The organism is Amycolatopsis sp. DSM 110486 (genome assembly GCF_019468465.1).
Classification (GTDB): Bacteria; Actinomycetota; Actinomycetes; order Mycobacteriales; family Pseudonocardiaceae; genus Amycolatopsis.
Genome location: NZ_CP080519.1, coordinates 8,438,450 through 8,460,136 on the forward strand (window position 1 = coordinate 8,438,450; position 21,687 = coordinate 8,460,136).

At 69.8% G+C, this 21,687-nt stretch carries 17 protein-coding genes and 1 pseudogene; 4 read left to right on the forward strand and 14 right to left on the reverse strand.

Annotation, left to right across the window (positions count from 1 at the left end; all coding sequences use genetic code 11):
* Window positions 1–102: 102 nt before the first annotated feature.
* Complete coding sequence (ligD, locus tag K1T34_RS40690; protein ID WP_255637923.1) at window positions 103–1,032, reverse strand: non-homologous end-joining DNA ligase; 930 nt, start codon at window positions 1,030–1,032, stop codon at window positions 103–105.
* Entirely contained in the window at window positions 1,029–1,985 is a 957-nt protein-coding gene (locus K1T34_RS40695) for a hypothetical protein (protein WP_220240004.1), read from the reverse strand. The genes ligD and K1T34_RS40695 overlap by 4 nt, the downstream gene beginning before the upstream one ends.
* Window positions 1,986–2,646: 661 nt before the next feature.
* Between K1T34_RS40695 and K1T34_RS40700 the strand changes: the two genes are divergently transcribed.
* Both K1T34_RS40700 and K1T34_RS54850 read left to right on the forward strand, forming a co-directional pair.
* A complete protein-coding gene (locus K1T34_RS40700; protein WP_220240005.1) occupies window positions 2,647–3,129 on the forward strand; it encodes a cupin domain-containing protein in 483 nt (160 codons plus the stop codon).
* Between the two features lie 162 nt (window positions 3,130–3,291).
* Window positions 3,292–3,393 (forward strand): annotated as a pseudogene (locus K1T34_RS54850) (IS5/IS1182 family transposase); the annotation flags it as partial.
* A gap of 66 nt (window positions 3,394–3,459) precedes the next feature.
* Here the strand turns inward: K1T34_RS54850 and K1T34_RS40710 are convergent.
* The gene (locus K1T34_RS40710; RefSeq protein ID WP_255637924.1) at window positions 3,460–4,161 is read right to left on the reverse strand and encodes an alpha/beta hydrolase; all 702 of its coding nucleotides are present in this window, start codon (window positions 4,159–4,161) and stop codon (window positions 3,460–3,462) included.
* An 862-nt stretch (window positions 4,162–5,023) separates the two neighbouring features.
* Here K1T34_RS40710 and K1T34_RS40715 point away from each other — a divergent pair.
* Complete coding sequence (locus K1T34_RS40715; protein WP_255637925.1) at window positions 5,024–5,764, forward strand: GAF and ANTAR domain-containing protein; 741 nt, start codon at window positions 5,024–5,026, stop codon at window positions 5,762–5,764.
* Between the two features lie 156 nt (window positions 5,765–5,920).
* Entirely contained in the window at window positions 5,921–6,046 is a 126-nt protein-coding gene (locus K1T34_RS53925; protein WP_255637926.1) for a hypothetical protein, read from the forward strand.
* 584 nt (window positions 6,047–6,630) lie between these two features.
* On the opposite strand, the gene K1T34_RS40720 is transcribed toward K1T34_RS53925, so the two are convergent.
* The 11 genes from K1T34_RS40720 to K1T34_RS40770 form a co-directional block, all read right to left on the reverse strand.
* Window positions 6,631–6,849, reverse strand: coding sequence for a hypothetical protein (locus K1T34_RS40720; protein ID WP_220240009.1), 219 nt, complete (start codon window positions 6,847–6,849; stop codon window positions 6,631–6,633).
* The gene (locus K1T34_RS40725; protein ID WP_220240010.1) at window positions 6,846–8,696 is read right to left on the reverse strand and encodes a hypothetical protein; all 1,851 of its coding nucleotides are present in this window, start codon (window positions 8,694–8,696) and stop codon (window positions 6,846–6,848) included. Before K1T34_RS40725 ends, K1T34_RS40720 begins: the two co-directional genes overlap by 4 nt.
* Entirely contained in the window at window positions 8,693–9,046 is a 354-nt protein-coding gene (locus K1T34_RS40730) for a hypothetical protein (RefSeq protein WP_220240011.1), read from the reverse strand. The genes K1T34_RS40725 and K1T34_RS40730 overlap by 4 nt, the downstream gene beginning before the upstream one ends.
* Window positions 9,037–11,214 (reverse strand): glycosyltransferase family 2 protein, encoded by a 2,178-nt coding sequence (locus K1T34_RS40735; protein WP_220240012.1) that lies wholly within the window; start codon window positions 11,212–11,214, stop codon window positions 9,037–9,039. The genes K1T34_RS40730 and K1T34_RS40735 overlap by 10 nt, the downstream gene beginning before the upstream one ends.
* Window positions 11,214–12,035 carry a glycosyltransferase family 2 protein gene (locus tag K1T34_RS40740; protein WP_255637927.1) on the reverse strand — a complete coding sequence of 274 codons (822 nt, stop codon included), beginning with the start codon at window positions 12,033–12,035 and terminating at the stop codon, window positions 11,214–11,216. Before K1T34_RS40740 ends, K1T34_RS40735 begins: the two co-directional genes overlap by 1 nt.
* 351 nt (window positions 12,036–12,386) lie before the next feature.
* Window positions 12,387–13,661: a hypothetical protein gene (locus K1T34_RS40745; protein ID WP_220240013.1), complete on the reverse strand. Its 1,275-nt coding sequence runs from the start codon at window positions 13,659–13,661 to the stop codon at window positions 12,387–12,389.
* Window positions 13,658–14,476, reverse strand: coding sequence for a polysaccharide deacetylase family protein (locus K1T34_RS40750; RefSeq protein WP_220240014.1), 819 nt, complete (start codon window positions 14,474–14,476; stop codon window positions 13,658–13,660). The genes K1T34_RS40745 and K1T34_RS40750 overlap by 4 nt, the downstream gene beginning before the upstream one ends.
* The gene (locus K1T34_RS40755; RefSeq protein ID WP_220240015.1) at window positions 14,460–15,359 is read right to left on the reverse strand and encodes an alkaline phosphatase family protein; all 900 of its coding nucleotides are present in this window, start codon (window positions 15,357–15,359) and stop codon (window positions 14,460–14,462) included. Before K1T34_RS40755 ends, K1T34_RS40750 begins: the two co-directional genes overlap by 17 nt.
* Window positions 15,356–16,666 carry a hypothetical protein gene (locus K1T34_RS40760; protein WP_220240016.1) on the reverse strand — a complete coding sequence of 437 codons (1,311 nt, stop codon included), beginning with the start codon at window positions 16,664–16,666 and terminating at the stop codon, window positions 15,356–15,358. Before K1T34_RS40760 ends, K1T34_RS40755 begins: the two co-directional genes overlap by 4 nt.
* Entirely contained in the window at window positions 16,663–18,939 is a 2,277-nt protein-coding gene (locus tag K1T34_RS40765; RefSeq protein WP_220240017.1) for a phosphotransferase, read from the reverse strand. Before K1T34_RS40765 ends, K1T34_RS40760 begins: the two co-directional genes overlap by 4 nt.
* Window positions 18,936–21,593, reverse strand: a complete 2,658-nt coding sequence (locus K1T34_RS40770; RefSeq protein ID WP_220240018.1) for an HAD family hydrolase — start codon at window positions 21,591–21,593, stop codon at window positions 18,936–18,938. Before K1T34_RS40770 ends, K1T34_RS40765 begins: the two co-directional genes overlap by 4 nt.
* Window positions 21,594–21,687: the final 94 nt, after the last annotated feature.

The window sequence follows — 21,687 nt, forward strand, 5'->3', positions numbered from 1 at the left end:
AGCACCCAACGGTGCCTCCCAGACGTTCACGCCGTCGCCCGCGCGTTGCATCCGCCACACGTTCGGCACGCGGCGGGGCAGCTCATGTCACCGGTGACGCGTTTACCGCTCCGGCAGCGTCACGCGGGTGCCAGCCAGCTCGGCGAGCAGGTCGCCGTGTTCGTCGACGCGGTGCAGGACGTCGTCGGCGGTGAAGGTCAGCTCGGACGGCGTGCGGCAGGCGCGGACTTCGTCCCAGGTGATGGGGGTGGAGGCGGTGGGGGTGTCGCGGCCGCGCAGCGAATACGGGGCGATGGTGGTCTTCGCGACGTGGTTCTGGCTCCAGTCGATGAGCACCTTGTTCGTGCGCAGGGTTTTCGCCATCTTCGACACCACGAGCTCGGGCATCTCGCCGGCGAGCTGCTCGGCGATCGCCTTGGCGTAGGCGGAGGTGCGCTCGGGCCGGCGGGTCTTGACGCCGCAGCAGACCTGCAGGCCCTTGGATCCGCTGGTCTTGGGCAGCGGGGTGAGCCCGTCGGCGGTGAGGACTTCGAGCAGCCGCTCGGCGACGCGGGCGCATTCCACGATGCTGGCGCCCTCGCCCGGGTCGAGGTCGAACACGAGCCGGTCCGGTGCTTGGCGTTTCGGGCCGGGGCCGACGGTCCACTGGTGCACGTGGAGCTCGAGGGCGGCGAGGTTGGCCGCCCACACCAGGCTCGGCAGATCCTCGATCAGCGGATAGGTGATCGTGCCGGGGCCGCGGCCGCTGCGGGATCCGGAACTGGGCAGCGTCACGGTCTGGATCCAGTCCGGGGCGCCGCGCGGGAGGTTCTTCTCGAAGAACGCCTCACCGGCCGTCCCGTCGGGAAACCGCACAACCGTCGCAGGCCTGCCCCGGAGGTGAGGGAGCATGACCGGGCCGATTTTCGCGTAGTAGTGCACGACCTCGCTCTTGCTGAAGCCGTTTCCGTACAGCGGTTTGTCCAGGTTGGACAGCACGAGCTGCCGCTCGCCGACCTGCACGGTGACCTTCTTCTCGACCACCGCGCTCACCCGCTCTCGCCGCGGCCGAGCGGGACGTCGGCGGCGTCGAGGTCGAGCCGCGCGCGATGCACGCGCGGCCGTTGCCGGCTGGCGAACGTCTCCACCGCCGGATCGGCCTCAGCTTCCACGACGACCTCGGGCCGGACCGGCAGGTACTGCGTGCGGCCGCGCCCGAACCCACCGGCCGAGGTGTAGACCGCGGGCTCGCCGGTGAGCGTGACGTGGGCGCCGATCTGCCGCCCCAGCCGTGGCTCCAGCGGCAAGGACAGCCCGATCTGCAGCCAAGCGCCGGCGCCGTCGCGGCGTGCGAGCACCACCTCGCTCGGTGCGCGCGGGTCGCCGGCCACGCCGACAACCACGGCGTCGACGACGACAACCTGGCGCACCTTCACCCACGCGTCGGTCCGGCCCGGGCGGTAGCGGGCGTCGAGCAATTTGGCGATGACCCCCTCGATCCCGACGTCACTGGCCTCCGGGCGCATCCACGCCATCGCGGCGTCGCGGTCGGTCGTGCCGGGCACCAGCTGCAGCGGCGGCGCGACCCCGGCGAGCAGCTGCTCAAGCCGGGCACGCCGATCCCGGTACGGCAGGGCGCGCAGATCGTCGCCGGAACCGTCGGCGAGCACGTCGAACACCGCGAAGTAGACGCTCACCCCGGCCTTCACCCGCGCGGCCGGGCGCGCGGCGAGCGCGCCGAAGTCCAGCCGGCCCGCGCGCAGCGCGACGATCTCCCCATCGAGCACCACGTCGCCCAGCTGCGCGCCGGCCGCCACGATCTCGGGGAAACGGTCGGCGAGATCGTTGTTCTGACGCGACTGCAGCAGCCCGAGCTCGGCGAACAGCAGCGCTCGCCAGCCATCCAGTTTCGGCTCATACGCCCACGACCAGCCAGGACGAGACGCCGGCACCTCCCGCGCGGGCTCTGCCAGCGGCAACCGCGTCGGCGGCCGCACCGACGCCACAGCTACCCAGCCCCCGGCAGATTCTGGGCCATCGCGACCTCCCGGCGCACTCGCGACCGGGACTGTCTCCACCCGGCGACACCTGCCCGCGAGCGTAACTCCGATGGACCAACCCTGCCGGAAAAGCGCAGGTCACCGGACTGCCGGCGGGACCAGTGTGCACGACAGCCGTCGTGCACCTTCACGGGTCGAGACCCGGGTCGCCGGAGCCGAAACCCTGGTTGGGAGCCTGACTGACCGCTGAGTGCGGCATGCACATATCGCTTCCGCTGCCCGGAAACAAGTTATAGCCGTGCCCTAATCCAGCCATGACCTAATTAGGAATTGCAGGAAGGCACCAGAGTTGACACCTTCCGGCCAGGTCCCATTGCGGCCAATGTAAAAGTATCGACCACCAGGCGAACCCTATGGCAATCACACTCGGGCGGCTCGCGGCCTTCGTGGAGACGGCATGACGGCCGCCGCTCACGTCTGAGTTGTCACACCCGAAGGGGCTACCTCGTCTCCCTGTCGAGAACACGCTCGCGAGCCGGTGCATCAACCGCTCGGTTTGTCGTCCACCTGCGGCGGGCACCCGTTGACGATCGCCATGGCCCAGCGACGAACGTGCCCGCGGCCAGGCGATCCTTCGCCTCACTGAAAGCTGAACAGGAGACCCCTCATGATCGGAATGCGTATCGCCGGTGGCGTCCTGGTCGTCGCCACGCTGGCCGTGGCCACGGCCTGCGCCGCCTCGGACCAGCCCGCCCCCGCCACGGCCCCGTCGGCCACTGCGGCGCCGTCGGCCACCGCGGCATCGCAGCCACCCACGGAAACCTTCACCCCGCTGCTCCAGCAGGCCCTTCCGAACGTGCAGGGCAAGACCTTCACCTCGGCGATCGTCACCTTGCCGCCCGGCGCCCGCGCGGCGCCGCACCGGCACGGCGATGCTTTCGTTTACGCCTACGTCCTCGAAGGCACCGTGCGCAGCCAACTCGAAGGCCAACCCGCCAGCACATTCAACACAGGTCAGAACTGGGTCGAGCAGCCCGGCGCTCACCACATCCTCACGGAGAACACCAGCTCGACGGCACGGGCCAGGCTCCTGGTCGTCTTCGTCGCCGACCCCGGAGCCCAACTCAAAACCGACGACCCCCACCAGTAACCGGGTCACACAGCGGGCGGCAACGTCGACACGCCCCTCCCCGCCCCTGCCCGAAGGCCGCACCACCGGGCCGGCCACCGCGACGCGCCTGAATTGAACCTCACGGCGCAGGTCACAGAACGAATCGAAGGACTTGTGGCGAACATCCAGCGCGTCAGCAACATATTTGACTACCGCCGACTCACGATCCGCTATGAGCGCAAAACCCACTTCCTCGCCTTACGCACCCTCGCCATCACCTGCTACAAGAAACTTGCAACATGAGACAGGCTCTTGGTCGGGCGGTCGTGGCTTCGGCGCATCGATCCCCATGGCCCTGGACGGCCCGGTTCATGCGGAGGCGAGCTCGTCCCTGAGGAGCTGCGCCACGGCGGCCGGCTGTGAGAGGAAGGGTGAGTGGGAGGTGTTCAATCGGTGGACCCTGCCGGCGCGCTGGGCCAACAGTTCCTGGGCGAAGGGTGGGAACGCGTTGTCGGCCTCACAGATGATGTAGGTGCTGGGGATGGTCTTCCAGGCCGCTTCGGTCAGCTTTTGAATATTCGCGACATACGACGTGTACCGGAAGAGCCGCGAGGCCGCGTCCTGGGCGATGTCTGTGTCCACATCGCTGTAGAGGAGGTCTACGGGATCGAGCGGTGCTTCGACATATTTGATCCCGTTGTCCGTGCTGTCGATTTTCCAATAGGGGAGGGGCGTGCCGCCGATGCTGGACAGCATGGACTCGCCGACGTCGAGCTGGAACGCGGCGAGGTAGACGATGCGCTGGACATTGCTCGCGCCGCTGAGTGCCTGAGTTACGGGAATGCCGCCGTAGGAGTGCGCGCAGACGACGACGGGGCCATCGATAGCGGTGGCCGCGGCCGCGATCTGCGCCGCGTCCTCGTACATGTCTCCCAGCCCGGCCGGATCGTCACCAGAGCTGGCCAGATCGACCGCATGCACGTCCAGGTCCGGTAGTTCGTCCACCAGGAGTTTCACATGGTCCGGTTTGTGCCAGGAACCCGGGACAAGGAGGAGTGAAGGAAGGGGCATGTCATCTTTCTTTCTAAAACGACCTGGTAATTGTGTCAACAATGAACTGTGTGTCCGTCTTCCATGCTGCCGACCAGTGGGCGTTCGGCGCCGCCTCGGTCCGGCCAGGAATCACTCAAATCCGGACTGGGAAAACCGCAGCCGTGCGCTCCGCCACAGGACGCAAACCCGGCCTACACGCCGGAGGAGATCGACCGCTACGCCGAGGCGTGGTCGCAGCCGGGCGCGGCGACCGGGATGATCAACTATTAGCGGTCCTCGGTGCGAAGTCCGCTGAAGAAGGCCGAAGCGGCGACGTCGACGTCCTCTTCGGTCTGCCCAGCCCCGAGCTGTACCTGGTGCTGGTTCGCGATCGAGGCTGGTCGCCCGAGAGGTGGAACTCTGGGCATTCGAGACCCTCAGAGCCCAACTGTGCGCACCATGAGCCACCAAAGCGACCTGGAGCGTCTCGCGTCTCGTGACATACGGATCTTCCGTGACCCGCGGGTTTTGCGGTTGGCGCACTGACACGAACTAGTTGGCAGATTTCGTGATTTCCTTACCTGTCCGCCGGGCGTGTTGAACGGTCTTGTCGGCCGCGGACTTGTGGCAGAGCCGCTCTTCGGTCTAATGACCTGCGCTTTTTGCCGGTGTCGCCGCGAGACGAAGGTGTTTGTGTGCGTCGGGGTCGTACGCTGGGGTTGGTCGCACGACGGTCGAGGACGTGGGGATGGCGGGCGCGTGTCGCATTGCGAGGTGATGCCCGCAGTGTGGCTGCTGCGGTCCTCGACTCCACGAACGGTTGATTGACACGACCGAGGTGTTCCGGTCGTGCCCTGCGGAGGACGGGGATCGACAGCTCATGTCACACATAGTTGGATCGGTGGAGAAGACGCCACGGGACTGGTTGCGGCGGGCGTCGCGTACGTTCGTCAGCCTTGCCGACACCCTTGCGGACGGTTTTGACGTTGCCGATTTTTTGCAGATGCTCGCGGAGCGGTGTGTCGATCTGCTTGGTGTGTCGGCGGTGGGGGTGATGCTGCTCGACGCCGACGGGCACTTGCAGGTGGTGGCCTCCTCTTCTCGGCGGCGCGCGCTGCCGGAGCTCTTCGCCGCGCAGACCGTCGCCGGTCCGTGTTTCGACTGTGTGGACAGCGGGTCGCCGGTGCGGTGCGCGGACATTTCGGCTGAGGCAGACCGCTGGCCGCAGTTCACCGCGGCCGCGGCACAGTGCGGGTTGCGCGCAGAACAGGCCCTGCCGATGCGGCTACGGGACCAGGTCGTCGGGGTTCTGGCCCTGTTGAGCACCGAACCCGGCGACGCGGCCCGCGATGACATCGAACTCGGACAATCGCTGGCCGACGTTGCCACCATCGGGCTTTTGCAGCATTGGACCATCGAACGTGCCAACCGACTCACCGGACAGTTGCAGACCGCGCTGACCAGCCGCGTGGTGATCGAACAGGCAAAAGGGGTTCTCGCCACGTACGGCGCGGTCTCGATGGATGAGGCGTTCAGGCGGTTACGCGGCTATGCCCGCGCCCGCCAGCTGCGCTTGGCCGACCTTTCCCGCGCTGTCGCCGGCGGCGCCGCCGATCTGGCCTCGATCTTGGCTCACTCATAACACTGATAAGGCCGGTCGATATGCCCGCGACTGATATTGGTGATCATCGTGAACCTGACTTTCAGGGTGGTGGCCGCGCGGATTCGAACCGACCGTCGTCGACCTGGACGCGTCCGGTCTGTCGATGACCCAGTTCGTCTTCGAAGGTGGTTTCCGATGAAGATCAATCGAATCAACCCCTGCATCAGCGCCCTCGACGACCAGCTCGACCTGTGTGTGGGTTCGAGTACCTGCAGGTCAACGCCGCCCGTCCTGCACGCCGACGAGCCGGACCCGCGATGACCCAGCAGTGGAAGCATCGCGACGCCGCAACCTAAGAGAAGCACGAGGTGATCATGGCTCTGGCTTGTCCGTTGGCGTGTGGGTCCGCTCGAGTCGGGCTGGTTTTGCACTTCATCGGTGAGGGCTGATTTGAAGTCTGGTTGTGCACCGTCGCGGACCTGCTCGTACGGGATCCACTCGGTCTGGAACGCGTGCGTCCCGGAGGCGCGCACGAGAGTGTCATAGCCGGTGGGCACGGCGGAGCACGGCGGAGCACGGCGGAGCACGGCGGAGCACGGCAAAGTTTACGAGGCAGCCGAGAAGGGGGTTGCTGGACGACGGGAAGCAGGTGTGCGGGCAACCAGGGTGTACTACCGGAGAAGTCAGCCGCGGGAGCGGAGTCGGTGAAGAATTTTCGCCAGGAGGCCCGGTGCGCGGAAGCGGTGGCACTCGTCAGGCGCACAGAGTGCACATTCGGTCCCGCCGCGAAGATGGGTGTGCGCATCGCGATGGTGACCGCAACGGCACTGGTCGCGCCCTTCTGTGGGGATACTGATGGCGACCCTCCAGCAAGCCCGGGTTGGCCACAAGCATAGCCCATTCGTTCACAGCACCGTGTTGACGACGCGGAACACGACCGCGGCGATGACGAGCGCGGTGACGACCACACCGGCCTGGTCGAGCCGCCGCACGAGGGGCGTTCGTGCGTGTGGCCTGCCGTGCCTTCCTGCGGCCCGTTCCGTCAGCACCGTGCGCGCGAAGATGATCGCACTGAATGCGACTGCCAGCGCAATGGTGGGGAGCACCAGCAACGCGTCGTTCATCGTCCCCCTCCTCCGCCGGTGCGCGCCAGCAGCCGGCTGCCACCTTCGTCGAATGTCACGCGGTATTTCCCAGAGTGGACGAGGTCCGCGACGAGGCGGTCGGTCCAGCCGGCCCGGAGCCCGTAGTAGATCTGCCCGTAGTTGTCCTGCGAGGGAATGACCACCAGGTAGTCCGGCGCGGTTTCCAGTACGCAGTCGGTCACCTGGATGTAGCGCGGGCAGGTGTCTTCGATCGAGGTCTGCGACACCACCCCGATCTTGTCGAAGCCCAGCGGTGTGGCGTCGGCGCTGAGCCCGCTGATCGTCTGGCCGGGCCTGGCCAGCCGGTAGGCCTCCGCCACCGTGGCGACGTCACTGCGGGTGTAGCTGAGGTAGGCGTCGCCGCCGCCTCGGGCAGTGATCGTCGCCACGCCCAGCAACGTCAGCACGAGCCCGACGACCACGGGCCCGGCCTGGGGGAACCGGTGCGTCACTCGCGTCGTCGTGGCCAGCGCTCCCGGGGCAGCGCGCACGCCGAGCGCCGCGTCGAGCCCACCCGCGGCGAGCAGGGCGGCGAACGGCAGTGCGAACAGGTAGCAGCGGACGAAGACCTCGCCGCCGTAGGACTGGAGCACGGCCATCGCCAGGGGAGCGGCCGCGAGCGCCACCAGGGGCAGAGAGTGCAGGCCTCGGCGGTGCCGCACCCACCAGCCGCCCAGCGCCAAAGCGCCGACGGCCCCGGTCAGCGCCACGCGGACGACCAGGATGGCCGTGCGTCCCGCGTCGCCGGTGAACCGGCCGGTGATGCCCTGGTCCACCGAGGAAGTCACGTGCCCGACGTCGCCGATCACCATGTGCAGCTGGCCCTGCCAGAAATCCTTGGCGCCCAGGGAGAACCACACCAGCGCGGGTACCAGGACCAGCCACGGCAGCCAGCCCGGCCAGAGCCGCCGGGTCAGCGCCATGACGAGGAGTAGCCCCGCCAGCACGAAAGGCGTCAGCTGGTGCGTGGGCGCGAGCGCCAGGGCGAAGATTAGGATCAGCCCGTGTACGGCCAAGCGTTCGCGCGGCAGGTTCGCCGGCGGAAGGCGGCCGCCCGGGCGGGACCGCACCGAATGGGCAAGGCCCGGGCGCACCAGGTACCGGACGGTCAGCGCCAGCGCGGCGAGCATGATCAGGTAGCCGGCAGCCTGAGGCGACAGGTAGTCCTGCTCCGTCCACTCGGCCAGCAGGAAGATCCAGGTCGCGAGCCACCCGGCGCGCCCGTTGCCGAAGACCGCGGCGGCGAGTGCGCGCATCCCGAGCACCGCGGCACCGGCGAAGAACGTCGGCGCCCACTGCAGGAGCGGGGACGCGTCCGGTTGGCCGCTCGCCTTGGTCAGGAACGCGATCAAGGAGAAGAATCCTGGCCACGAGAACCGCGCGTCGTAGCCCTGCAGCGCGTGCCCGTTCTCGGCAATGTAGCGCGCGAAACCGGTGTGCAGCCAGGACACCGTCAGCCGGGCCGTTTGTTCGGTCGCCGGCTGCAGGCCGTAGACGAGCACTACGCCCAGCGTGGTGACGCACGCCAGCACCCGCGGTCGCGGACGCCGCCGGACCAGTTCGAGCACCACCGCGGCGACGAGTACGGGGTAGGACGCCAGCAGCACCGGTGACAGAGCGGTGATCAAACCGAGGCTGCCGAGCTGTGTCGGCAGTACCGGATGCAGCCCCAGCAGCCACAGCAGGGCGGCGAGGAGGGCGAGTAGGGGGCTCAGCGCGTCGCGCCACTGCCACTCGGGGCTGTCTGGGACGGAATCGTGCGTCAGCGTTTCGAGGTCGGCTCTGGACCGCCGGAACCCCGGAAGCGCCAGGGCGAGTCTCGTCACCGCGCCGCCCCTGCGGTACGGGGCGCGAAGAGCGGCCACAGCAGCGCCAAGAACGTGGCGACCGCGACCACGACGAACCCCACCGTCGGGTGCCACCAGTTCGTCGAGACCATGACCTGCGCGAGCAGCAATGTCCCCGACACGCCGATCGCAATCGCGGTGATCCACTCCAGGGCGCGGGTGGCGAGCCGCACGTGGACGGCCACCGCCCACCCCGGTGCCAGGAGCACGAACGCGACGTCCAGGTAAAGCCGCACTTCGCTGGTCACCTCGAAGGCAGCCAGCAGCAGGACGGCCGTGGTCAGGACGAGCAGGACCGCGGCCACCGCTCGCCGCTCGTTCAGGGGCATCGCGACCACCTGGACCGCCCGCGCCATGCGCTGCGCGCGAGTGCCGCCGGCCCCGAGGCCAGGCCGGTGAGCTGCTCCAGCAGCAGCCGTGCGCCCGGTCCGGCCGAGCCGCCGTCCCGTGGCGAGGATCGCGCGAGCAGGATCCGGCGGACACTGCTGGGCACCACCGCGGCGATCGCCCCGGCGTCCCCAGGCCGGTGCAGCAGGTGGCGGACGAACATCGCCGACAACCCGATGCTGTAGGCGTGCAAGCGATCGCGCAGCTCAGCCCATTCCGCGCCGTGCTCGTGCCACGCCACTGCGTGCGGCGTATAGACGATGGAGCCACCGGCGCGCGCGAGCCGCAGGAACAGTTCGAGGTCCTCGCCGGCGCGGGTGGGAGTACCCGGGCCGAGCAGTGGATCGAACCCGCCGAGGCCGGCCAAGGTGGAACGGCGCCAGAGCGCGCAGCCGCCGGGACCGAACTGCCCGGGGGTGAACGGGTTCTGCGAGCTGCCGCCCGAGAGGCCCGGACCGAACACCTGGCGGTGCGCGCCTCGGCCGAAACCCTTCAGCTGCTCGAACTTCCGCTGGGCGGGAGTGTCCAGCGAGGTCGGCAGAACCAGGCTGGTCGCGCAGTCGACGGCCTCGTCGGCGAGTTCGGCCACCAGGTTCGCGAGCCACCACCGGTCGACCTCGATGTCGTCGTCGACGAAGGCGACCAGCGGCCCGCTCGCCTCGGCCAGGCCGGTGTTGCGGGCTCGGCTGACACCGGGCTGGGCTTCGGCGAGGTACCGGGTCCGCGGGTCGCTCGAGGCGAGTTCGACCAGCGCGGCGGCTTCGGCCGCGTGCGGCCGGTTGTCGACCAGCAGAACTTCCAGGTCCGGGTAGTCGGTCGCCAGCAACGATTTCACGCATCGGCGGACCGTGTCGGCGCGGTCGGCCGTCGGTACTACGACGCTCACCTTCGGGGTCCACGCGCCCGGTTCGGGCCGTGTCGGCGGAGCGGCGAGGCGAAGGTCCCTGGAGTTCATGCGCGTACCGGTGACGGGCAACCGGAGCAGGTCCAACGTCCAGCGCCCGTCACGCACGAGCACCTGCGCGTCGCGGTAGACGGTCCCGGGGTCCGCGGGAACCGGCAGTGTCGTCGTCCCGTGGCGGATGTCGAGTTCGGTGACCGCCGTCGCGGGCGCGGTGACGGCGGCCTCGGCGGCAGGCGCCGTACCGCGTCGTCGCCGGGCCGACTCGCGCAGGTAGCCGCCGGCCGTGGCCAGGAGGGCGGTGGCGATCGCGATGATCGCCTTGCCCGCGTTCGCCGGTCGCCCTCGTGCGGCCTGGACCAGCTCGTGTCCCACGGAGGCCGGGAGCACGCGCGCGACATAGCGGCGCTCGACGGCGAGCGCGGGTCCGGTACCGGCCAGCCGGCTCACTGCGGCTTTGGAGACTCCTTCGGACCAGCTGCGGCGGCGCAGGTAAGACCAGGTCAGCCGGTCCACGCTGACGTGGTGGGTCACGGTCGCGCGCGGTTCGAATAGGATGCGCGCCCGCGGCAACTGCCGGCGGGCGCGGATGCACAACTCGGTTTCCTCGCACCCGAGGGGAAGCGCACCCACCCGGCCCACCCGGGTGGAGAAACCGCCGATCACCTCGAACACGGTGCGGCGAAAGGACATGGTGCAGCCCATGACATTGCGCACCTCCGCGAGTGCGGTGGGCAAGCCGGTGTAGGTGCACCCCACCACCCAGTCCAGCACCCCGGTGGACGGCAGCCAGCCGGGACGGCCGGACCCGGCCGGCCACTGTGGACGAGCCGCACCACCCACGGCGACGACATCCGGATCCGCGTAGGACGCCAGCAGGTGCGCCAGCCAGCCGGGCAGGGCCGCGGCGTCGTCGTCGAGGAACGCGACGACGTCTCCGACGCTGTGGTCGATCCCGGTGTTGCGGGCACCGGACAGGCCGCGCGGGCCTTCGTTGTCGAGAACTCTGATTCCGGACAGTTCGGCGCGGGCGCGGCGCGCGAGCTCCGGGTTGTGGTCGACCACCAGCAGCACCTCCAGCGGAGCCGGGGTTTGCGCGGCGGCTGAGGCAAGCGCGGCGCGGATCGTGTGCCACCGCGCGGTCGTGTAAGCGCAGACGACGACCGATGCCGCAGGTGCGCGCTCGCGGTCTTCCCCCGACAAGGCCATCACGCGATCTCCTGTGCGGTCACGTCGCCGGTACCGGAGAGGCCCGATTCCTTCCGAGCCCGATACCGCCGGTGTTCCGCGAAGATGGTGCGAAGGATCCGGACGCCGTCGGTAAACGTACGCAGGTTGGTCTCGCCGAAGATGCGGTTCCGTTCGTAGCTGGGAACCTCGGCGACCTTGAGCCCCGCTGCGACCACTCGGCAGTTCAGCACGGTCTCGATCTCGAAACCGTCACCCCAGAAGCCTCCCGAAGCGAGGGCGGGCACGGCGGTCGGGGGCAACTTGAGCTGGGGCACGATGTCTCGCCAGAACGCGTTGTAGCCGTAACAGAGATCGGTGAAGCTCGTGTGGTACAGAATATTGGTCAACCCGTTCAGCGCGGCGTTACCGGCTCGGCGCAACGCGGTGATGTCGTCGCTGCCGCCGTGCCGGTGGAACCGGGTCCCCTTCGCGAAGTCGGCGCCCCGAACCAAGGTCTCCACGAAGGCGGGGATCTCCGCCGGATCGGCTGACCCGTCGGCGTCGAACATCACGATGATGTCCCCGCAGGCGGCCTCGAAACCACACGCCAGTGCGTTTCCTTTCCCGCGCCGCGTCTGCGTCAGCGTCACGATCGAGGGCAGCACCTTGCGCGCGACCTCGACGGTCTGGTCCACCGAATGCCCGTCCACCAGCACAACCTCGTCGACTTCGGGCAGTTCCGGAAGGATCACTTCCAGATTGCGTGCCTCGTTGCGCGCCGGAATCACAATGCTGATCTTCGGATTCGCGCACCGTTCCATCGAACGCCCCTCTTCCCGATTCATTCGGCGCTGATCCATTGCGTTAAGTTACCCCAGATTTAAGGTGATATACGGGTGTCGTACACCGATTGGTGACCGTTACGGTGAAAAAGAAATGGCGGCCGGGAGTGGTAACGATTCACGGGAAGCGCGAGTGGCTCATGCGACGATCACGGTGCCCTGGCGGGCACGAGGGCTGCGCAGGTCAGGTCGCATATTTCGGAGTCCTGCTCGAAGTTTGTATTGGAGGCAATCCCAGACCGTGCGCTCGTGGCCACACGCCGTACGGGCAAACGATGCTCATATGCCCGAATCGTCAAGGCTTGAATGTTATGCGGCCGTAACCTCGAGCCTGGCAATTTTTCAACCTCGTGCGCCGGCCGTGGGCGATCAGCGGCGAGGAGTGATCAGCATTCCATATGCCGGCAAGGGTGCGCTTTGTCCCGGTGGGATCAATTCGCCGGCGGTGAGGTTGACGGTGAGCACTTCCCGGTCCGCGATGATCTTCAGAACCGTGCCGGCCGGCGAATAGTCGATCGTCGTCCGGGTGTCTACATTGGCCGCGAGCCAGGTCCAGGCCACCGAGAGGGGCAGCAGCGCGGCATCGGAGTTCGCCGTGGGCGTCGTCCACAATGCCGCGCTGGGCACGTCGGCCGAAGCCTGTGGCTGCCACAGCAGCAGCCGGGCGGCCCCACCGCGCAGCGCCTGGGCGACCGCGGCCACGCTCAATGCGGCCGGCGCAGGGCTTTCCTGTGACCACTGCGGACCGCCGGGCTGCGTGGGGTAGAACTCCGCCCACCACACCGGAAGGCCGACTCGGACTCGAAGCCACCTGCTGACCGTGCCGAACATCGCCGTAGCGCGGAACGCGTCGGTGGTGAGGCCGGCGTCCCGGGTGCCGCTCGACCCGTCCACGACGAGGAAATCCGCGCCGTGCTTGTGCGCGTTCCAGTAATCGATCACGTCGAGCGCGCGTTGGTCGACCACGCCCCACGGACCGGACAGAGCCGAGGGCGCCGAGGTTCCCGCCGCCGACCAGGTGTCGAGAACCACGTACGGTCCACCGACCAGTGCATCCGGGCGCACCTTCTTCACGGCGTCGTAGATCATGTTGTAGATCTCGGTGTACGCCTCGTAGTCCCAGCGGTTCGCGGCCTCGTCGTACAGGCCTTTCAGCTCGCTCCAGACCTGGAAGTACCGCACCTGCGGGTAGCGCGCCGCCGCGGTGGCGGCGAGTGCTGCGAAGTCCCCGTAGTGCGCACGGGTGGGTGCGGTGTTCAGCCGGCTCCAGTCGGTGGTGCCGGCTGAACCGCCCTTCATCCAGTCCGGCGCGCCGGCGAGGGTGAGAACGGGTACGCCGCGGGTTTGCTTGATCAGGTTCATCCGCTGGTCCAAGGAGGTCCAGTCGAACACCCCTGGCGAGGGTTCGGGGTTGTCCGCACCCCAGCCCATCAGGTATTGGTTCTGGAGCATCGGGTGGCGGGCGAGGGTCGTGGTCGCGGCGATCACTTGGCCCGCGGGGTAGTCGTCCGCGCTGTCCTGGGTGTGGGTCACTCCCACGACGGGTTCCGGCGCCGGGATTCCAGTGCTCGAAGTGGGGGAGCAGCCGGTGAGCGCCGCGGCGAGCAGAACCGCGACCACGCCGGCGATCCGGGCGCGGTTCATCGGAGGAACCACGGCGCGGTCCGGGCTTCGCCCGTGGCCAGGGCATCGGACAGGGAGCGTCCGCGAAGCCCGCGTTCGCCGAGTCCGGTCAACACGCGCCCGACCAGGTCACCGCGATCGAACGCGGGCCGCGGACCGTCGTCTGCACCGTCTTCCGGCCCGGCGTGCCCGTCGTGGGCCAGGAGTACCGCACCGGGTCCGAGCCCGCGCAACGCCTGGGTGGCGAGGAGTTCGGGCGGCTGGTCGAGCCAGTCCCAGGCGCAGGGTCCCCAGAGGACGGACGTGAGTCCCTGCCTGCGGGCTGCGCGCCAGACCGCGGGCGTCTGCGCACCGTAGGGAGGCCGGAACCATCGGACCGGGGTGCCGAGGAGGTCCTCGAGCTCGGCCGTGGCGGAGGCGAGCAGCGTGCGCACGATGGCGGACGGGAGCCGCGACAGCCTCCGGTGGTCCATCCCGTGCAGGCCGATCTCGTGGCCGCCGGCCAGCACGTCGCGCACCAGGGAGCGGTGCCGCCGGGCGCGGTCGACGAGCACGAAGAACGTGGCCGTGGCGGCGTGGTCCGACAGCGCCGAGAGCACGCGGTCGGTCCCCCCGGGTTCGGGCCCGTCGTCGAACGTCAGGACGACCTCCGGTGCCTGCGTGCGGACGGCGATGACCGACCCGACGGGACGGGTCAGTGGCCCGGCGAGTTCGAGAGCGCGCCGGCGCGCCGCGGCGAGAGTGCCCCCGGCTTCGGGGATCGCCGGTGTCCGGTTCCGCTGTGGACGGTCGCGACGGTCGCCGCGCCTATTCCCCGGGTCAGGGACGCCAGACATCGCTGATCGGTTTCGTGTCGGTGGCGTGGCCCAGTGCGGGCAGGCGGTACATGGCTTCCAGCGTTCGCAGCAACCGGTAGTGGTTCACCGGCTCCGCGTACGTGCCCGGCCGGATCATCGGGCCGGCCAGGCTCAGCGGTATCCCGTTCGTCGCCGAGGCGTCTTCGGCCTCGTCGAACGTCACCACGAGCAGGCTGTTGTGCGTGGTGGCCCAGCTCGTATATGCGCTCAGGTGCGCCCGGAGCCAGGCATCGGCCGTGACGGTGTCGCAGTCGTGCATGTCGTGGCACAAGTTCGGGATCACGAACGACACGGTGGGCAGTCTCGTGTAGTCCGGTCCGAACGCGGTGAACGGCCGGTTCGCCGCGGCGGGGATCGTGGTGAAGTCCACCCAGGGTGCGTGCCAGCGCACGTAGTCGCCGGATCGGCAGCCGGGGTAGCCGGCGTCGGGCAGGTCTTCGGCGAACGCTCCGAAGCCGTAACCCGCGTCGATCAGCTGGCGGGCCAGGTTCGGACCGGTGAACGTGTGCGGGCAGGAGTCGTCGGTGACGCCCTGTGGGTCGCCGGAGAACAGCGCGAGGTAGTTCGGTTGGCTCGGGTGGGTGATGGCGGTGGCGCTCGTGAAGCGGGCGCCCGCGGCGGCGAGCTCGTTGAGGTACGGCGCCTGGCTGTTGCGTGACACCTGCTCGATCCCGTGGTTCTCCAAGACCACCACGACCACGTGGCTGGGTCGCGGCACGGCGGCGTTCGCCCCGGCGGCGGTGTCGGGTGCGGTGGTCGGTGTGCCCGTGGCAGGACCGTCCGAGGTGGAGGGTGCGCACGCGGCGGCCGCGAACACCGCTGCGAGGAACAGGCACGTCCTCACTCGGCTACCGGCGCTCATCCGAGCGCTTCTTTCGATCGGGTCGCCTGGTTGCGCCATCGCCACACCACGCCGACGGCGCCGATGGCCACCAGGCATTGCACGATCAAGAAGCCCACGCCGACCAGGTTCAGGTGCGTTATGGGAACCACGGCGACCACGCCGATCACCCCGAGCGCGCTACTGCCTTCGAGCGCGGCGACCAGCCGCCCGCGTCCGTGGGCGATACCGGCCGCGACCACCAGGGTGATGAGCAGTCTCGGTATGCAGCCGAGCATGACCAGGCGCAGCAACCACGCGCCCTGGTCGGCGTAGGACTGTCCGAACACCGACAGCAGCGGGTGCGCGAGGGCGACCGCGAGGAGCAGCGCCGGGATGAAGACCATCGCGAGTTTGCGGCATCCGATTCCGAAGAGTTCGCGGGTGCGGTGGGGTTCGTGCGCGATCCGGACGATGATCGACTGGGAGAAGCTGGTCGCGGCGTAGTCCACGGTGTTCCCGGCCATCCACACCAGGAAGAAGACCGCGCCCGTCGCCGGGCCGAACCGCCCGATCACCAGCAACGGCACAAGGTCCGTCAGCACGCCGCCGGTCACCTTCGCCGGATACGTCGGCGCGAGCAGCCGCAGCACCTCGCGCCGGTCCGGGAGCACCGGGGTCCGCTGCGCCAGGGAGGCTTCCGGTTCGCGGGTGAGTACCCGGTAGAGCACGACGGAGATCACCCCCACCCCAGCGACGGCCGGGACGATCCACGACAGCAGAATGCCGGTGGCGCCGAGCGCGGGTCCGGCGAGTGCGAGGATGCCGACGCGCGCGAGGCCGATCGTGGCGTTCTCGTAGGGCACCCAGCGGGCCCGGCCCAGCGAAACCAGCACGGCGTCCTGGAACTGGAAGAGCGCCCAGGCCACTGCGGCGAACAGGAACGCGGCGGTGCTGAACCGGGGAAGACTCTCGGTGATCTCGTCGCCGGTGGGCAGCAGGAGCACGACAACCGCCGCCACCACGGATCCGGCGAGCACGAGGCCGTAGCAGCGGGCGATGAGCCTAGTGCGGCGGACGCCGGCGCGGGGAACCCAGCGCATCAGGGCGGCGCCCAGTCCCAGGTCGCCGAGGCCGGCCACCAGAAGGAACCCGGACACGAACGCCGAGGCGTGCCCGACCTCGTCCTGGGGCAGCAGGCGGGCGGCCACGACCCACGCCGCGACGCCGACGAGTGAGGTCAGCACGGCGCCGACGACCAGCGACGCGCCGTCGCGGACCATGGTCTGCTCGGAGTTGCGGCCGGCTCGCCGTCTCGCCCAGGCGCCGGACGCCGGACCGGCGCTCACGCGAGCTCCCTGCCGACGGTGCGCAGCACCGCGATGACGTTGCGGCGCAACCAGATCGGGTTTGCGCCGTAGCGCGAGGACTTCGCGAGATTGGCCGAGACCATGTGCAGCCATCCCAGCAGCACGAGCGTGCGAACGGGTACCGGATCGCCACCCAGCGTGCTTCGGTGGTGCAGCACCTCGGCGAGTGCGGGCGCTGCACCCGGAGCGAGCCAGGTGGAGACCACCGCGCCGAGCTCCCGCCCGGTCGCCGCCGTCGCCGTGGCCAGTACGAGGCCGGCCACGTCGACGGCGACGAGCCCGGCGCTGGTCGCCTGCCCCCAGTCGACGACGCCGGTGACCTGATCGTCGGCGTTGATGAGCACGTTGTCGGCACTGAAATCGCCGTGAACCCATCCCACGGGCAGGCGCCGGTCCCGCAGTCCCGCCGAGAGCTCGGCCACAAGCTGGTCGATCGCGGATCCGGTGCGTTTCGCGACCGCCGCACGCACCAGTTCCGCCGGCGCGGTGACGTGCTGTCGGACCAGGCGCTCGTCGACCCGGGTCAGTTCCGCGGTGCACTGGTGCAGTCCTCCGAGGGTGGCGAGCGCCGCAGCGGCGAACCGGTTGCGTCCTGCCGGATCGGCTACGCGGGCGCGCGCGTCCGCGCCGGGCAGCAGTTGCTGGATGCTGTACGAGGCGCCCAGTGCGTTCCCGACGTCGTACGCGGCCGGCACCAGGTGCCGCCAGCCGTCCAGCCGGCGATCTTCGTGCAGCCGGCACAGCGCGCTCACCTCGTGAAGGAGCGCTTTTCGTCCCTGCTCGGTGTCGGCGACCTTGAGCAGCGCGGCCGGGCGGTCGCCGGGGCCGACCGACGCGATCGCGGAGTCCGAGAGCCCGCGCAACCGCTGCTGCAGGCACCACGACCGGGACCTGAGTGCAGTCGGGGCGATCCGGCGCAGCAAGCCCCGGCTTCGCAGGCCGGCGAGCGGGCCGACGATGGGCCGCGGCACCCACGCGGCACGCAGCAAAAGGATCATGCCTGCGAGGACGGATTGCCCGGCCAGCACGGCCAGCCCGACCCCTACGATGCCGAAGGTCGGCATCAGGACCAAGGCGAGGCCCACCACGAGCACCGACAGGGTCCCGAGGAGTGTGGCCACCACCCCGGTCCGCCGGAGCGCTCGAGCCTGGCTCACCGCGGCCGCGACGACGATGTTGGGCAACGCCGAGGCCGCCATCAGCGGCAGCACCCAGCGGCCTGCGTCGGCATAGCCGGGGCCGAGCAGTCGCAGCACCCAGGGCGCGGCCAGGACCAGCGCGGCGACCACCGGCAGGAGCAGGAACAACGACCGCCGTTCGACTCCTGCCCGGGCCTCGGCCACGCTCTCGGAGTCGAGCGCCGTGTGCGCGACCAGTGACTGTCCCATCGCCGCGGGGACCAGATACAGCGCGTAGGAGATCGTCCATGCTGCGGCGAAGGTCGCGGTCGGCCGGGCGCCGAGCACACCGAGCACGAGCACCGGCAGCAGCTGGGTGCACGCGAGCCAGCACGTCGCACCGACGAAATCACCGCCCAGGTAGCCGGCAAGCGCCCGCGGGGAAATCTGCTCGCCGGTGGTCGCTGTGCCTTCGTGCGCCGGCAGCGCACGCAGGAACAGGTACGCGGTGGTCGCGAGTACGGCCACCGCGGTGGCGGCCATCCACGACACGGTGATCCCGCCGTGGGGCAACGCCGCCGCGAGGGCCGCGAGCAATCCGAGCTTCACGACGGAGAACACCAGGTTCTCGACGGGGACCACCCGCGCCCGGCCGACGGCGGTCAGCACCCCGTCCTGCATCACGAAGATCGCCCAGACCGCGCAGGCGGCCGCGCACCCGGCGACCGCGATCGGACCGTGTAGGAGCTCTGCAAGGCCCGGCGACCACCAGCGGATGCCGAGCGCGAAGCCCAGACCGGCCAGACCCGCCAGCCCGCCGCCGACGAGGTACGCCAGGGCCACCAGCCGGCGTGCCCGTGGTCCGGCGACCGGGACGAACCGGATGAGCAGGTTCATCAGGTTCAGCTGCGCCACCCCGGCCAGGAACATGATCGCGAAGACCAGTGCCGAATTTCGGCCGAGGACGGCCTGGTCGTAGCTGTGCGCGGCGACGATCCAGAACACCAGGCCGATCCCGGAGGTCAGCGCCGAGCTCAGGACCAGCGCGTAGCCATGGCCATACAGGGAGCGGCGGGGAGGTGCCCCGCGCGCGGAGGTCGCTCGCTCTGGCTGCCCGTGCACCGCGGTCGTCATTCGGTGCTCACCGCCGCCCTCGATAGACACCGGACAACGGCGACAGGCAGCCCCCGCGCGCCCGCGTTGGACGCGTCGAGCAGGGTCAGCAACGTGCGGGTGCGCGCGGTGTGGGCCGGCGGGCGGCACCTCTCGCAGGCGCCCGGACGATGCCCGATCAACAGTGCCGCAGCCTGCGCGGCCCCCGCGGCGTACCGCCTCCGCAGCACCGGCACCCCGGACGCGCGCACCTGCTCGTCCGCGTTGCCGGGTGCGTAGGCGACGGTCGCAGCCTCCAACATCGGCAGGTCCGCCGCGGTGTCCCCGACCGCCCACGCCACCGCGTCGGCCCCGAGCCGAGCCGTGAGGGCGGCCAGCCCCGTGCCCTTGTCCACCGCAGCGGCGACGAAATCGGTCTGACCGTCGCCCGCGACCACGCGCAGGTGCGAGGCAGCGCCTCCCGCCTGCTCCAGGACGCGTTCGACCGCCGCCGCGGGCAGCGCCCGGTGAAAACCGCCGGAGCCGCGGCGGTAGGCGCGGACGATGCGTCGGTAGTCCGCATCCAGGACCACGTCGGTCCGGGCCGCCAGGATTTCCCGGACCCGGGCGACCGCGTCGACGCCCTGCCTGGGGACGAGATCATGCGCCGCTCCGTCGTGGAAGACGACCGATCCGTACTCGGCGACGCCACCCGCCAATCCGTAGGATGTGCACCGCTCGCGGACCTCGTCCAAGCATCGGCCGGTGACCAGGACCGGCCGGAAGCCGTGGGCCAGCAGCGCACGCAGGGTGAGTGCGGCGGTCGGAGTGGCCATGGCGAACCCGAGCGCGTCCGATTCGAGCACCCCGTCCACATCGAGCGCGCACACCGCGCCGTCCTCAGCGGCGTGCACTCCGGCGAACAGCACTTCGCGCAGGTAGTGTTGGACGGCTCGTGCGCCGGCGCGGTGAACGGGCCGGCCCTCGCGTTCCCGGTCCCACAGGTGCACGAGCTCGTAGAGGAGGAACCGTTCGGGGTCGCACGGCATCTCCCGGCGCAGGGACTCCGCGAACGCGGGGTCCGCGCTGCCCGGATCGATTCCGGCGAGGTCGTACGCCGGGTCGTAGCAGGCTAGATCGGTGTTGGCGAAGTCGCGGACATCGGCGTCCACTTTGTACAGCCTGGTGGCACCCCGGAACCAGTGGTCCAGGCCGGTTGCGCCGTCCACCACAGAGGGCTCGGCCACCTCGCACAGCCGGCGGATCAAGGGATCGAGCAGTACGGGCCGCAGCACCACGCCGGCGCGGCCGTAGCTGCGTTGCAGCACCCGGCTCGCCGCCTCCCACGCCGGTTGCCGGCCGGCCAGCCCGGCGGCGTGATCGGCTCCCGCAGGCAGGGCGGCCGCGCGATCGCGGACGTAGCCGGCCAGTCGTTCCGCGTCGGCCGGGCCGGCAGCCCGGAGCCGCTGCTCGGTCGGCAACCAGTCACGGAACACGATCCCGTCGAGGAAGCCGTAGGTGCGCGGCAAGTGGTCGGACACTGCGTGCGCGACGGCGAGCGCATGCCTCCCGAAGAACCCGAGCCCGGCCCCGGCCGCCACGATGCGCCGGGGTTCGCCGTCCGGCAACCCGACGTCGAACACGGCACGGGCGTGCTCTCTCCCGCGGGACACCCCGGTCTGCGGGACCGGGCTGACCGAATGAACCGGACGGCCCAGCAGCGCGGACATCGACCGCACCACGGCCTCGGTCTCGAGCCGGTCGTGGATCGCCCACTCGCGATAGGGCAACGTGACCGAGTCGTAGCGTCCCAAGGTGGCCGGCGGTGTGTCGGAGAACAGGGGGAGCAGCAGCGTGACAGCGCTTTCCGGCACGCCGGCCCTGCAGACGGCCGACGCGACGTCGGCAACCGACTGCCCGGTCTCGGGCGGGTCGTCGACCACGGCGATCCTGCCTCCGCGCCACGAGGCTGACCGCACGAGCGCGCGCAACGGCGGCCGCAGCCGGTGGCCCGGTCGCACCGTCTCGGCGTGCACCTCCCGGAAGCCGGCGTCGCGCAGCGCCGCGGCGACCAGCGGTGCGAGGTAGTTGCCCGAAGTGCGCACCCCCAGGACGACAATTGGCCGTCCGCGGTCCGAATACCGCAGCCGCAGCCGAGTCGCGAGTGCGACCATATCGGCTGGTTCCTGGTCGAAACTCCGGAAACACGACGGAATCCGCAGGACCGCACCGGCGAGGTTGCGGTCGAGCGAGGGGAGGGAACCGCGCAGGCGGACAGCAGCGGTCGCCCACGAATCGAACGCGGCCTCCGATGGGTCGGTGACCACTTGCAGGGCGACCGCGTCGCGCAATATCGCCGCCGTGTCCCGCCAGCGGACCGCCCGCCGCTCGGCGGCCCGTGACGATGTCGCTATTTCAAGGGCGGTGGCGATCTTGCCCAGCAGATCGGGGACGACCGCGGCTGTGCCCCGGTCACGCAGGTACGAGGCGGCGCGGTGCACGGCGAAAGCGTCCCGCTGGAGGTGGTCTTCCACGATCTGCACCGCGGCGGCGGCGAGCAGGTAGGCGTCGAGGACGTCCTGTGCGGCCACGCGATCTATCAGCCGGTGCACGATTTCGGTCAAGTCGGAGAGCAGATCGGCCACGACGAGCGGATCACCGTCGAAGATCGGTTTCTCGCCGTGAGAATGCCTCATCGAAGAGCCCTCCAGCATGGTGTTCGCGGCCTGTGTGCACAGATTCGCCGCGTATTCGCGGCATCACCTCATCATCGGTAATTCGCTGAGCCGG